10 protein-coding genes and 1 pseudogene are annotated in these 14155 nt (G+C 58.4%); 5 read left to right on the forward strand and 6 right to left on the reverse strand.

What is annotated here, in order from left to right:
- Nucleotides 1-75: 75 nt before the first annotated feature.
- Together FP2506_RS15590 and pheT are read left to right on the forward strand one after the other, a co-directional pair.
- Nucleotides 76-528, forward strand: a complete 453-nt coding sequence (locus FP2506_RS15590; protein ID WP_007068535.1) for a hypothetical protein — start codon at nucleotides 76-78, stop codon at nucleotides 526-528.
- A 242-nt stretch (nucleotides 529-770) separates the two neighbouring features.
- Entirely contained in the window at nucleotides 771-3191 is a 2421-nt protein-coding gene (gene pheT, locus FP2506_RS15595) for a phenylalanine--tRNA ligase subunit beta (RefSeq protein WP_007068536.1), read from the forward strand.
- 51 nt (nucleotides 3192-3242) lie between these two features.
- Here pheT and FP2506_RS15600 read toward each other — a convergent pair.
- A pseudogene (locus FP2506_RS15600) lies at nucleotides 3243-4145 on the reverse strand (YifB family Mg chelatase-like AAA ATPase); the annotation flags it as partial.
- 68 nt (nucleotides 4146-4213) lie between these two features.
- On the opposite strand from FP2506_RS15600, the gene FP2506_RS15605 reads away from it, so the two are divergent.
- The gene (locus FP2506_RS15605) at nucleotides 4214-5719 is read left to right on the forward strand and encodes a recombinase family protein (RefSeq protein ID WP_187289063.1); all 1506 of its coding nucleotides are present in this window, start codon (nucleotides 4214-4216) and stop codon (nucleotides 5717-5719) included.
- 341 nt (nucleotides 5720-6060) lie between these two features.
- Here FP2506_RS15605 and FP2506_RS15615 read toward each other — a convergent pair whose 3' ends face one another.
- From FP2506_RS15615 to FP2506_RS15630, 4 genes are all read right to left on the reverse strand, one after another.
- Complete coding sequence (locus FP2506_RS15615) at nucleotides 6061-7140, reverse strand: IS5/IS1182 family transposase (RefSeq protein WP_007068540.1); 1080 nt, start codon at nucleotides 7138-7140, stop codon at nucleotides 6061-6063.
- Between the two features lie 604 nt (nucleotides 7141-7744).
- A complete protein-coding gene (locus FP2506_RS18155; protein ID WP_187289064.1) occupies nucleotides 7745-9442 on the reverse strand; it encodes an AAA family ATPase in 1698 nt (565 codons plus the stop codon).
- 287 nt (nucleotides 9443-9729) lie between these two features.
- On the reverse strand, nucleotides 9730-10065 hold the full coding sequence (locus FP2506_RS19580) for a DUF6634 family protein (RefSeq protein ID WP_369407267.1): 336 nt from the start codon (nucleotides 10063-10065) through the stop codon (nucleotides 9730-9732).
- A gap of 356 nt (nucleotides 10066-10421) precedes the next feature.
- Nucleotides 10422-11405, reverse strand: a complete 984-nt coding sequence (locus FP2506_RS15630) for a hypothetical protein (RefSeq protein WP_007068543.1) — start codon at nucleotides 11403-11405, stop codon at nucleotides 10422-10424.
- 665 nt (nucleotides 11406-12070) lie between these two features.
- Between FP2506_RS15630 and FP2506_RS19585 the strand changes: the two genes are divergently transcribed.
- Together FP2506_RS19585 and FP2506_RS15640 are read left to right on the forward strand one after the other, a co-directional pair.
- Nucleotides 12071-12796 (forward strand): ParA family protein, encoded by a 726-nt coding sequence (locus tag FP2506_RS19585; RefSeq protein WP_007068544.1) that lies wholly within the window; start codon nucleotides 12071-12073, stop codon nucleotides 12794-12796.
- A 321-nt stretch (nucleotides 12797-13117) separates the two neighbouring features.
- On the forward strand, nucleotides 13118-13432 hold the full coding sequence (locus FP2506_RS15640; protein ID WP_007068546.1) for a hypothetical protein: 315 nt from the start codon (nucleotides 13118-13120) through the stop codon (nucleotides 13430-13432).
- A gap of 258 nt (nucleotides 13433-13690) precedes the next feature.
- Here FP2506_RS15640 and FP2506_RS15645 read toward each other — a convergent pair whose 3' ends face one another.
- Complete coding sequence (locus FP2506_RS15645) at nucleotides 13691-14104, reverse strand: MerR family transcriptional regulator (RefSeq protein ID WP_007068547.1); 414 nt, start codon at nucleotides 14102-14104, stop codon at nucleotides 13691-13693.
- Nucleotides 14105-14155: the final 51 nt, after the last annotated feature.

Raw genomic sequence — 14155 nt, forward strand, 5'->3', positions numbered from 1 at the left:
GCTCGATGCTAGTTCGGAACCAGACGGAAACCCGCCGCTTTCCTTCCGACTGCTTAACGATAAGGCCGAAACCTGATGAGTCCGCGTTCGCTCACGCTCGAGATCATTGCCGTCCTTTCCGGCACGATCATCGGAAAACTCGTTTTCGACGGAGTATCGGCTCTCTTCTTCGATGATAGCTTTTTCGATCTTTTCATCTCACCAGGCCGATGGATCGTAGCCCTTGCAACTGTCGTCCTGTTCTCGATCATCTACCAGAAACTTCCTGCGACGCCTGCTGCGCTCGCATGCCTTCTCGTCGGGACGGTCATTACCTGGACGTTTTTCGGTCTCGCCTTCGAAAGCGGTCACTCGACGGTTGTCCTGATCTTCATGACGCTTCTCTTCTCGGCGATCGCGCTGCTTACCTATCGCTTTGTTCATGCGAATGCCGCAGTCCGCCGGGTAGCCAGCGACATGACGGGCAGTGCGGAGGGCGAAGACGCCCCATTGGGCGGCGGGCGGAAAGATGGTCGCTCCGAAGACTGAGGATGCGGTCGTTGCATGATGCCCTTCGGCTTGCTTCTCCTCCTTTGCCTGTTCTAGTGCGTATCGCTCGCCGTTGCCGCAAAGGCTCCTAGAGTGCGCTCGAGCCCGTTGTGAACACGCCAGCGGGAACGGCCGTTCCCGTAATCGTCTGAAGGTCCGTCGAGCGAACAATTTCTAGCGTCCACCAGCGTCTCATGCGCGACCGGTGAACGCGCCGCATCTATTCTGTGGGACGAAGCCCAATGAAGTTCACCCTGTCCTGGCTGAAGGATCATCTTCAGACCAATGCCACGCTGGCCGAGATCTGCGACCGGCTGACTGCGATCGGGCTTGAGGTCGAGAGTGTCGACGATCGTGCAGCCTTCAACGCATTCCGGATCGCCCGGGTCGTCTCGGCCGAGCCGCACCCCGATGCCGACAAGCTGCGCGTGCTCATGGTGGAGGCCGGCCCGGACGTGAACGAGGGCAAGCCGATCCAGGTGGTCTGTGGCGCCCCGAACGCACGCAAAGGTCTTGTCGGCGTGCTCGGCCGGCCGGGCGATTACGTTCCGGGCCTCGATACCACGCTCGGCGTCGGGAAGATCCGGGGTGTCGAGAGTTTCGGCATGATGTGCTCCGAACGCGAACTGGAACTGTCCGAAGAGCATGATGGGATCATCGATCTGCCGGCCGAAGCACCTGTGGGCGCCCGGTTCGCCGATTATGCCGAACTCGCAGACCCCGTGATCGAAATAAATCTCACACCCAACCATCCGGATGCGATGGGGGTGGCCGGGATCGCGCGCGATCTCGCCGCTTCGGGTCTCGGCACTGTAAAGACGCCGCCGATCGAACGGATCGAGGGGACAGGGGCTTGCCCAGTCGTCGTCAGTGTCGAGACCGGAACTTGCCATGGCTTCGCGCTGCGGAAGGTCTCGGGGGTCACCAACGGCGCCTCTCCGGAGTGGATGCAGAAGCGGTTGAAGGCGATCGGCCTGCGTCCCATCAACGCCCTCGTCGACATCACCAACTATGTCACCTTCGATCGCGCCCGGCCGCTCCATGTTTTCGATGCCGCAAAGGTGCACGGCAATCTGACAATTCGGCAGGCAAGGGCTGGTGAAAAGCTGATCGCGCTCGACGAGCGGACCTATGAGCTCGACGAAACGGTCTGCGTCATCGCCGACGAGAACGGCGTCGAGTCGATCGCCGGCGTCATGGGTGGCGAAGCTTCGGGCTGTGACGAAACGACGACCGAGGTGCTGATCGAGTCCGCTCTGTGGGACCCGCTGGCGACGGCGCGCACCGGACGCTCGCTCGGTATCGTATCCGACGCGCGTTACCGGTTCGAGCGCGGCGTCGATCCGGCCCAAATGGAACCGGGTCTCGACCTTGCGACGAAGCTCGTTCTCGAGATCTGCGGCGGTGAGGCATCCAAGCGCGTGATCGAGGGCGTCGTGCCGATCGAAATGTCGATCATCGATTTTCCCTATACAGAAGTGCGCAGGCTCACCGGGCTCGACGTCGCCCCCGAGCGGCAGCGTGCGATCCTCGAAGGGCTCGGTTTCGAAGTCGAGGCGGGAAAGAGCGACGCCGACGTCCGGGTCACCGTGCCGACCTGGCGACCGGATATCGACGGCAAGGCCGATCTCGTCGAAGAGGTGATGCGGATCGTCGGCGTCGATGAAATTATGCCAGAACCGCTCGCTGCGCCGGGCTCGGTCAACACGCGTATCTTGACCCTCGCGCAGATCCGCGAAAGGGCGGCTCGCCGGGCTTTGGCCACGCGCGGTATGGTGGAGGCCGTGACCTACACCTTCATCCCGCGCGAACACGCCGAAGCGTTCGGTGGCGGATCGAACGCCTTGCGGCTGACCAATCCGATTTCTTCCGACATGTCGGACATGCGGCCCTCTCTCCTACCGGGCCTGATCTCGTCGGCCGCGCGCAACGCTGCGCGCGGACATGGCGATGCCGCGATCTTCGAGGTCGCCGGCGTCTACCAGGGCGACACGCCGGGCGACCAGAAGCGCGTCGCCGGCGGTGTCCGCCGCGGTACGGCTAGACTAGAGGGGCCAGGACGTGCCTGGAGCGGGGCAGCTTCGGCGGTCTCGATCTACGACGCGAAAGCCGATGCGCTTTCGGTACTCGAAGCCGCCGGTGCTCCCGTCGAGCGGCTCATGATCGATCGCGAGGCGAGCGCTTGGTATCATCCGGGGCGATCGGGACGTTTGAAGCTCGGGCCGAAAGTCGTTCTCGCCGAATTTGGCGAATTTCATCCCAAAGTGCTGAAGCAACTCGACGCTGCAGGGCCTCATTGCGGTTTCGAAGTCTTCCTCGACGCACTGCCGGAGCCAAAGCGCAAGGCGACCAAGACGAAGCCCGTCCTCGACATTTCGACGCTGCAGCCCGTACGTCGGGATTTTGCCTTCGTCGTTGGTAGCGAGGTCGAGGCAGAGGCGATCATCAAAGCTGCGGCCGGGGCCGACAAGAAGCTCATTAACGAAGTCCGCGTCTTCGACGTCTTCACCGGCGGTGCCCTTGGCGAGGGGAACAAGTCGGTCGCTATCGAGGTCGCGCTGCAGCCGACTGAGCGGACGCTGACGGAGGAAGACCTGGAGACGGTCTCGGACAAGATCGTAGCCAATGTCGAAAGGGCGACGGGTGGCTCCCTGAGAGCCTGATATATGCAGAAGGCAAAGCTCGCTCTTCGTAGAAGCGGGCTGCGCCGTTCTTCAGGCTGCAGCCGGGAGCCGCTCGCCGGCGACCCTGTAAGAGATCGCTTCGGCGAGATGAATCCGGCGGACCATCTCGCTGCCGTCGAGATCGGCAAGTGTCCGCGCGACCTTCAGAATGCGGTGATAGGCGCGCGCGGAAAATTTCATCTGTTCCGCAGCATCGTTGAGCAGCTGGCGGCCCCCGGCATCCGGTTCGGCTATCGTCTCGATCATCGAGGCCGAGCAATGGGCATTGACCGTTTCGGCGGCGAGGCCAAGCCCCGAATAGCGTTCGGCCTGAACAGCACGGGCTGCGAGCACCCGCGCCTTCACGGTTTCGGAGGTCTCGGCGGCATGGGGCCGAATGAGATCGCTCGCCGTTACCGCCGGGACGTCGACCCTGAGGTCGATCCGGTCGAGAAGCGGACCTGAAATGCGGGCCTGGTAGTCGGACGCGCACTTGGCGCCGCGCGAACAGGTATGGCCGGGTTCGCCCGCCATCCCGCATCGGCACGGGTTCATCGCCGCGACGAGCTGCATCTTGGCCGGGTAGGTCACCCGATGATTGGCCCGGGCAATGACGCTCTCGCCCGCCTCGAGGGGTTGCCTGAGCGAGTCAAGAACCACAGGGCTGAACTCCGGAAATTCATCGAGGAAGAGCACACCCCGGTGCGCAAGCGAGACTTCGCCCGGCTTTGCGCGCAGGCCTCCACCCACCATGGCCGCCATCGAGGCGGAATGATGCGGTGCGCGGAACGGGCGGCGGTCGGACAGTTTGCCACCCGAAAGCTCGCCTGCGATCGATGCGATCATGGAGCATTCGAGAAGTTCGCGCGCGCCGAGCGGCGGGAGAATCGAAGGAAGACGCTGGGCCAGCATCGACTTGCCGGAGCCGGGCGGCCCTACCATCAGCATTGTATGCCTCATATTATCTATTGTAAGCTATGTGCCTGCGGAATTCGGAACAGGCTGAGACCCCGGTGCACGTAATGCCAAAAGCGTACAGCTACATTCGCTTCTCTACTCCCGAACAGCGTCTTGGCGATTCGCTTCGACGCCAGATGGAGCCGGCACGCGCCTACGCTGACTCCAACGGGCTCGACCTCGACGAAACGTTGCGAGACGAAGGTCGATCAGCTTTTAGAGGTCGCCAGCGCCTCGACGATGCAGCGCTCGGCTCGTTTATCGCCAAAGTCGATCGAGGCGATGTTCCCACGGGCTCTTATCTTCTTGTTGAAAGCCTAGACCGATTATCGCGGGAAAAAGTCCTCGTCGCTCTACGGCTGTTTTTAACCCTCCTCGACCGCGGCATTATCATCGTGACCTTAGGCGATGGACGCCTCTATTCGAGCGACTCCGTTGGCGAGCGTCCCTTTGAGTTGATGATTTCAATCGTGATCATGATGAGGGCACATGAAGAGTCGAGCATTAAGGCAAAGCGTGTTGGAGCGGCGTGGGACCGGAAGAGGCAACTGGCTCTGACCGAGCGGAAAGCTATGACCCGAGTTTGTCCTGCGTGGCTTGAGAAGGACGCGGATGGATACCGCCTCATTGCCGAAAGGGCGACCGTCGTCCGACGCATCTTTGCGATGTCTATCGACGGAATGGGTTCTCGGGCTATCGCGATTGCGCTGAACTCAGAGAAAGTACCTGTGTTCGGACGTGGTCGATATTGGCACGACAGCTATGTCAAAAAGCTGCTTGGAAACGAAGCGACCATTGGCCGTTTTGTCCCTGGCGCCGCTTCACGCATAGCGCCCGCGTACCAGCCTGTGGACGACTATTTTCCAGCGGTTGTCGACGAAAGGACCTTCTATCGTTCGCTCGCGGCCACACGCGCACGTGCTTCGAGTTCGGTGCGCCATCCGGCCGGGAAGGTGCGCAACCTGGTTTCTGGCATCGCCTTCTGCTCAGAATGCGGAGGAGGGATGCACTATATGAACAAGGGGCGCCGAGGCATGACCGTTTTGCAGTGTGGATCCTCGCGATTAAAAGGAGGCTGTAGTAATTCGTTCAAATACGACTACAATATGCTTGAGAACGGGCTAGTAATTCTCTGCAGCGAAGCATTCCAAGATCGATCAGAGAAAATTCCGGAAGCCGATCTCGGGGAACTGATGGTTCAGCGTGATAATTTGGCTGAGCGATTGAGCCGTTTGATTGAGCTGGTCGAGACCGGCGAACTTGCTGGCCAGCAAGTCCCTCGAAGAATCGCTGACCTCGAAGCGCAGTTGAAATCAGCTGACGCTGTGATCAAGAGCAAGAAGCAAGCAGCGAAGCTTCTCGAATCGGAAAATTCAGAAAAAGCTTTCGACGATTTTTTCAAATTCTACCGACAAATGAAACAAGATGAAACTTTTGTGTTGCGTAGAAACGTTGCGGTCGCTCTGCGTACCATCATCAAACGAGTAGTCTTTGACGCTAGAGGGGGCATGTATTTTGAGATGAGAGATGGACCTCCGCGAAGTATGAGCCAAGAAGGCGCGCGGCTATAAATTGCTAGAGATCGTCTTAATCATCTGTGAAGCGAGAGTGTCTCAGCGTGCGCTGGTGAGCTACGGCTCTCATCATGCAAAGCATACGATCGGCTCTGTTCTATATTACTGCTCATTTAGTTTTTCTGCAAACGTTTGATCGGAAGGGCTCAGGTGCACATTGTCCGCACAGACATCGAACGTGACCTCACACACTTGGACACCTCGAATGAACTCGGTTTTCAGCGGGAGTACACGGCCTGAGCAGTGTATTGGGATCGCGCCAGCCCGGAAGCTTCGCGTTTCAGGCCTTTTCAGGATGTACAGGCTGTCTTCCACCCGCATGATTGGCGCTTTCGCGGTCATGCGGACGCACTTCGCCCCTGATGCCAAACGAAACGCGTGAGATTGTAGGCAAGATTGACCATCCCGATCTTCGCCTCGGCGCGCACGATGCCGATGGTCCGGATAAACGCGCCTATCGGACCCTTCTGACGGGCGAAGACGTGCTCGACCTTCGAGCGGATCACCGAGCGCCGGACATTGGCGCGTGAGGTGCGTTCACTCATCGGTCTGCCCTTCGGCTTCTTGCGGTCGATGTCCGACGTAAAGCCGCTACCCTCCAGCCAGTCCTCGTTCTTCTTCGATCGGTAAGCGGTACCCGCCCACACTTTCGAACCCGTATTCTGGCGATCGAGAACCTCCGGCAATTGCGCGCCGTCCCAGGCGGCGGCGCTCGTTGCCGACCAGCCCCGAATGAAGCAGTGACGACGGTCGATCGAGATGTGGTTCTTATAGCCGAATGCCGGGACGGCGATGTCGATAGGCTGCGGCTTTCCCTCCGCCGCCGACCTGGCCTTCGAAAACTTCACAGTCCAGCGCGCATCGCGATCCTTTTGGCGCAGCTTGGCAGGCCTGTCCTTCCAGGCTTCCGGCACCTCGCCGGCCTTGATCGCGGCCTTCTCCTCCTCGGTATTGCGCTGCTTCGGCGCCGCGACGATCGTGGCATCCACGATCTGTCCGCCCATCGCCAGATAGCCGGCCTTGGCGAGATGCTTGTCGAAGCAGGCGAACAGGTTCTGGATCGCGCCCGCCTCGGCCAGATGCTCGCGGAACAACCAGATCGTCTTGGCGTCCGGGACCTCGTCGGCGATACCGAACCCAACAAACCGCATGAACGGCAAACGATCATGGATCTGGAACTCGGATTGATCGTCGGACAGATTATACGGCGCTTGGGGGACTAGGACCTTAAACATCAGGACCGGATCGTAAGGCGGTCCGCCACCCTTCGCGCCGTCCGAACGCTGCAGCGCCTTGACGAGCGGCTTCCTAAAGACTTCCCACGGAACAATCGTGTTCAGCTTCTCGAGCGGATCGCCAGCATCGCTCAGGCGGCCATAGCGCCCTTCGATATCCCAGAACCCAGGCTGACCGCGCATTCCATTCTCCCGATCTCGATCAGGCCGATAGAATCACAAAGGATAGGATTTTAGAGGCGTCCAGTTTCCTATTTGGTGTCTGGCTCATTGATGGCTGCGTTCATCTCCTGCTCGAAAAAGGTGGAGACCGATGATTGCGCGAGAAGGGTTTCTGCGCGGGCCCTCACGGCCTCCACGACCTGAGCGTGCGCATTTATGACGTTCTCTGATCGCGACTGACAGCGACGCGCGACAACTTGACAGATTTCTCGCAGTCGATGTCGGTCGATCAAGTCACCTGATAGGCGAAGGTTATGCGAAAGCAAAAGCACTGCAATCTCGCGATCGATACGAGGCCCTGCGGGGATGCCAGCATCACGTCGCCTCTGACGGTATCTTGCTGACGCGCGACGTTGACGCGATGATAAATCTTTTTTTCTCATCGGCTCACTGAATTCGTTTCAGGCCGCACACCTTCAAATCCTCCTATAACAGAAAGACGATGACGTCGTCACCACCCGAACGATGACGTCGTCACCACCCGAACGATGACGTCGTCATCTGATAGAAAATGGCAAAATTGTTAATTCAAACCGTTTCCGTGTTTCGTGATTGCGGAAAAGTGTTAACAAATTGCAGAGTAACGGGGGTGTTCCGTGGGGTTAGAGGGCAGACCGGGAGCGACGTTTTCGAGATGCGTTACCTTGGATGAGAAGAGCGGCATACTATGGCTCTTAAGGAACGAACGTAGCATACGGCTCGAAAGAATCCGTTTGTCCATCGCGAGCTTCGCCAGTTCCACGAGTTCATTCTTATGTTGTAAGGCGATCAGCGTTCCCTCTGCATGAAGTTTCCGCAGCCGTCGCTCGATAGCTTCCCGGGAGACCTCGCCGACTGACAGCCAATCGCCCATACCGGACGTCTCGTTAGCGGCGATAAGCGCTGTTGATTCGGCAAGATCACATGCAGCACCTGCGCTGCATGAACCGAGAACGACGAGTTCGGCGACTCGTCCACCGAGTAGCGTCAGAACCTGCGCTTCCAAAGCGCCCGGCATCACGGAAACGGATTTACGAAAGCGAACGCGTCCGCCAGTCCCATCTTTACTGACGATCGAGAGGAACTCGGGAACGCGTCCGCACACCGCTCCGATTATGGCATGTCCAGCTTCATGGACAGCGACGCGCCAACGTTCTTCTTCAGATCGATCGTCGGGTGGCAAAGCCCCTTCAATCAGCATTTGCGCAGTTGGGATGCCTCCCGATCGCCGAGCCTTTCTCCGCGTCTCTCTTGCGAGTTTCGCGATGTCTGCGCCGGACACTGAACCCGCCAGCGCCGCCGCGACGGACTCGATTGCAGCACTATCGATGTCGTTGAGATGGTAACGGAGAATGCCCGCCAAAGAGGTCTCGTCCGGAAGCCCGATCTCGAACGCGCGGTCGAGACGTCCGGCACGTTGTAGAGCCGGATCCACGCTGTCTTTATCGTTGGTTGCGGCAATGACGATGATGCCCGGCGAGTTCATCGCACCATCGATTTCCTGAAGAAGTGTCGTGATAAACGGGCGAAACCAGCTCTCATTATTCCCGTTTTGTCCGCGCGATCCGAGGGCATCGATTTCGTCGATAAAGATGATGCAAGGCGCATTTGCCTGGGCCACGCGAAACGCCTCGCGGATCAATTTGATCGCCGTGTCACCGCGAGAATCCTTGTTGTCGAGCCAGATCGAATATCCGCCTAAAATCATGGGTATGTCTGCTTCGGCCGCGATTGCACGTGCAAGGAGAGTTTTGCCGGTACCTGGCGGACCATAGAACAAAGCGCCGCGATCAAGATCCTCGCCAGCGATCTTCCCGTGCTTCAGAGCGGAAACGTCGATCGCCAAATCCTTCGCCCAGTCACCAGCATCGCCATAGCCGGTCAGCTCAGATGCACGAGGAGAGACAGGATAATGGAGTTCAGTGTGAGCGTTCTCAGACGAACGCGCCTGCTGACGGTTTTGGTGCGCCGACCGGTAGCGATCTGCTTCCTCCGCCTTCCGTTTCTGTTCCTCTTCGATCGCGCCCGTCTGTGACGCGATCAACGATAGTCTTGCGTGCGCCGTGTCCGTCTCAGTCGTTGTAACGATGACGCGGCGCAAGTCCGCCAGCGTCGGACAGCCGATCGGGCGTCGGACGCCGTAAGCTTTTTCGAAAATCCGCGCAGCCTCTGCTTTTGTATAAACAAAGTTCAAGACTGCATCTTCGTATAGAGCGATCTCTTCACCGGGGGACGCCATCACCACGAGCGAGTTCTTCTGCATCCGGCGGAGGGCATCACTCATCTCCGGCACGAACGGAAGCATATCGAATCGGTCTGGGTCTTCCAGGAGAACCTCGCCGACGACGACAGATGCTGCGGGAGGGCAGCGGAGGACGACCAACTTTCGCCCCGCTTCGAGATCGACGCTGTCCATAAGCCTTCGAATTTGTCTTCGAACGAACATTGTGACCGGATCCGTCGTCTCCGCACGTTCAGACGCAACACGGTGGGCGTTAGCGTTGTGATCATCGGAAAAGCTACGGTCATTGGTTCGAGCGAGATCGCCTATCCGCCGTGACCTGTTCCGGCTCATTGCTGCCACCGAGAAAACGGAGCGATAGTGTAAAGCCTTGAGTAGCTCCGCGCCCATGTTCCACACCGATCGACCGCGTATATCCGCGACGTCACAATGTTTCCCGGACCGCAGTGAGGATGACCGGAAACGTTCCCAATCAGGCGTAGCGTCGACATGTCTGGCTGTGTCGCAACCACTCGAAGAAGTGGGGCGGCCGCAAGTTCGGCACCGGTCGGCCCGTTGCCCGCGGCGTAGCGGCGAAGATCGGCCGTAAGTCGCTCGAGCGTCTCGATGTCGTCTTCTTCAGAATCGACGGGAATACCGGGCGCGGTATAAGGGGAGTGTCTCATATCAGATACCCCGCTTCGCGATCCAGGGGTCCCGGCGGTCGAGCCAGGAGATGACGACCGGCGCGGTTGCGTCTCCGCGCTCCGCGAGACGAATGAGTTGCTTGCGCATTCGCCGGGCGTGACACCGCGAGAGCCGGTGGCGTGAGAGACGAATAGCCGCGCCGATCAGGAACGCGTTGTCGAGATGCTGGATATTTTGGGTTGCCGAACGATCATCGGAAAGCAAAATGGAAGACGGCTTCGCCGCTGGCTGGAACGGGTGCTCCATAGAAAATACCTCGGGATGGGAACGGAACGCGCGGCGGACTTAGCCCCGCGTGCGGTTCGTCAGAAGGGAATTGGGGAATAAGCGGCGCTCAGTGGGTACGCCGCGAGACCTCAGAGAAGGTCCGACCGCGTCCGCGATGGAGCTCTCGCTGCGCGAGCGGACTGACGAGCCGCCCGACATCCGTCGGCGTCGGCGTCGGCGTCGGTTTCGACGAGATCGAAGCGCTCACGTCCGGTTCGTTCTCATGACCAGGCGCGGGGTACGACGGCGAAGCATTGCGGGTATTACTATCCGTATAAGCAGTCCGGTCGGCAAAGCTTGCCAGGAGCGGTCCGAGTACGGTCGGGATCGACTTAGCTAGGCGAGAGTAGACCGCTTCGTCGAACAGCTCGAGTGCACTGTAGATGTCGGCACCGAAGAATTCGTCGATCCGCTTTCCGGAGATCGTGACGTCCTCGTTATATCCCGCCGTTCCATAGCGATCGTAGATTCCGCCAGTCACGCTGCCAACATGGATCCCACTCTCGGTGAGCGCTGCGCGGGCGCTCAAAGCAACTGTCCGAATCTTCCGGACCAGGCTTTTCTTACGCTGCGAGGAAGAGGCGGCAGTGCCGCGTATGCATTCGAGGATCGTTGCGAACCGCGTGATCGGATCGATGACGATCAGATCACAGTCAAGATGATCCACGATGCCGTCATCGGTCGGCAAAGCGACGTCACCAACGAAATTGTTCGACCGGACCAGCCTGTCGCCGGTCTTCGTCAACGGCAACCGGTGCTCGCGAAGCACGATGTAATCGCGACGCTCGAGAATCGCCGCGACAATGTCCGGAAACAGCTGGCCAGATCTGATCGCGAGGGACCTTCCGAGCGAAATGATCGGCGAGAAATCTCGCAGAATCGGATCTTCGTCGGGACGCTGTGCGGTCGCAATCGAACCCTCAACGACCCTGCGCGCCAAGTCGTCGACCAGCGCGCGGATCTCGTCATCCGGAAGGTTGATCGGTTCGCTCGGCAGCGCCATTCCGTCGGTCGAGCGCGGACCATCTCCGCCGCATGGACGGGAGTCCATAGTGTTGTCTTGAGAAAAATGCTTGCACGCTCGCTGCGTGCGCGCGAAAAGCGCCTTAGCCATACTGATCTCCTACCAGGTCAGTTGGTCAGGTCGCTGGTGGAGCTCCAACTCCGCCGGCGACCGCTGTCAAACAGACGCCTGCGACTTGACATGAGAGCCGGACCACGGATTGCGGGCCGGTTCTCGAACTATGGGGCTGAGCGGTGACGGAGTCGAGTCTGAGGAGCCGTTCTTTTTGCAGCATGGTTAATGCCGCATTGCGGGTTGTGGACAATGTCGATCGCCCCTCTACCGTCCGACAGGGTGCCCCAAGAAAGTCGTCGTATGCGGACCTATTTCCTACCTAGTTGCTATCTAGGCAGTAGCTACGACAGACATAGAAGGTAGCTATCTTCGGACTTCTATAGGCGGCAGGTATCTCGTACTTATCGGATACCTAAGCTCTTCAAGCGAAAGGCTCTCTCCGCTGATCCGCCGTTGGCCGATACGGTTGTTGACCCTTGTCTTCAGCAGAAGGCGCGCCGACAGCCTGCTTCGAGGTCGATGGCCGTGTTGCAAAAACGTCACGCTCTTTACATTTGCAATTGAATGACCGTGCCAGCTCTGCGTACTTTCCGGTCCATCCTCGATCGTGTGATCGATATGATCGGGGGTGATTGTCTATGGCGGTTCGGGCTGTACATTCGCATAAGGGCGGCGTCGGGAAGTCGACAATATGTGCCGCGATTGCGGGAGAACTTGCCGCTCGCGGACGGTCCGTTCTGATCGTCGATTGCGATCGGAATCATCCATTTCGACTCTGGCAGAATTCTTCTTTCATCCCGCAGGAAATCGAGGTAGTCGCGATCGGGACCGTAAATGACCTCTACCGAGCGGTGGAGATCGGAAAAGCGGAATTCGATGAAACCCTTATCGACTTGCCGGCCGGCGCTTCCGAACTCGCTCTCAACGCCATCGCCCTCTCGGACGCGGTGCTGGTTCCATTTCGTGCGGGACCGCTTGATGTCGAAGAAGCCATTAGAACGCATGCAAGTGTCCTCGACTTCGCTTTGAAGGCGAACCAGCGACTGCCGTTGGTTACGTGCATCCCAATGTCGCTGAACGCTTTCGCTAGACACGAACGCATCCCGCGAGAGTCGATCGATCGGATTCAGGAAATCCCTGGCATCTCGGTAACGTACGGCACGACCGAACGTACCGCATATCGAGCACTCTTCGATCCGATTCTTGGCGGTCGGACGCTGCAGACGATGCCCGAAACGACCACAGGAATCGATGTCGTGCGCCTTCAAGTTGCGCATATTGTTTCCGATCTCGATGATCGTCTTTTGCGGCATCGAGAAGGACATACCAGACCAGTTCGAGCGCAGAAAAGGAACGACGTGTGAGAAAACGCGAAGGTGGAAGACGCGGCGAACAGAACAGCGATCGTAAGCTGGATTACCGGCCGAAATCCGTAGCTGCACGACTGTATGCAGAAGAGCACGGTCATACGCTCGAGAACACCTCGGGTGATCGGACGAACGTATTCGAGCAGGGAAAGCCACGTCTAGATGGCCGCCACCGTCGACCGGGACCTGAAACGAGGCAATTCAATACACGAATGAGCGAAGACGATTATAAAAAACTCTATAATTATTCTAGGAGGACTGGCAGATCGTTCGTCGATATCATCAGCGAGCTGATCGAATTTCTGCCCGAGGAAGAGGATGACCAAACCTAAGGCAGGTCTGCGCCCCTATCGGTCTTTCAATGAAGATTGCGGTGCTTCGGAAAGCTGCCATACCCGAAATCGTGGATATTCTCGTGCAAACGGACCGGCGGCGGACGATCTTGAAACCGATATCGCGCACGAGCTTTCAGGTCAGAACTTCGTCGATCGCATGATGAAATTTGCGAAGCTCTATCGTCTCGATGAGAGCGCCTTTAGTGGCCACTCTTCTCCGGTGGGATACATAATCATCGTGAGTGAGCCATTCGTAGTGGCCGAGCGATTTAAGATGTCATACGGAAGAAGCCGATGAACATGCTTCAGTGTCATGTTCAGGCGGCGAAACTGTTCAGGGACGATCCGTTCGATCCATTCCTCTGGGATCGTCAACTGTCCCGGTTCTGGTCGAGGGTAGAGACATACGCATAGCCGATTTTCATGCCGCTATTTTGCGACCGGCTTTTGCAACGTCCAAGCGATTGTTTTTATTGATTCACAGAGATTGTCTCGAAACCGAACCACTATAAGGCAGAGTTTGAAAGGCAGCTACGATATAGATGGAAAACCGTCGTTACTGACGCAGCTCTTGGCTGAGTACGTCAACGATCGGACAATCGGGAGACGTCCCCCCTGCACAACGCGCAGCCGTATCTGCAAGTGTGCGCTCCATGCGCCGCAGGTCGGTGATCTTACGGCGAATATGCTTCAAATGATCCAATGCCACCGCCTGAACCTCGCCGCAGGTGTAACCGCCTTCAACCAGCCCCAGCAGATTGTGGATTTCATCGATGGTGAACCCCAGCTCGCGGCTGCGCCGAATGAACACAAGCCTTTTCCGATGCGCTTCTGAATAGAGGCGATGGCCGCCTTCTGTTCGAGGCGGCGATGGCAAGAGCCCGATCCTTTCGTAGTAGCGGATCGTCTCAATATTGACGGCTGTGCGTCGGGACAGCTCGCCGATGCCAAAGTTACAGCTATCGACCAAAATTCCCTCTTGTATCTGTAGCGGCTACAGATTGCATACTAGCGCTTGAAG

The sequence above is a fragment of the Fulvimarina pelagi HTCC2506 genome, from assembly GCF_000153705.1.
GTDB lineage: Bacteria > Pseudomonadota > Alphaproteobacteria > Rhizobiales > Rhizobiaceae > Fulvimarina > Fulvimarina pelagi.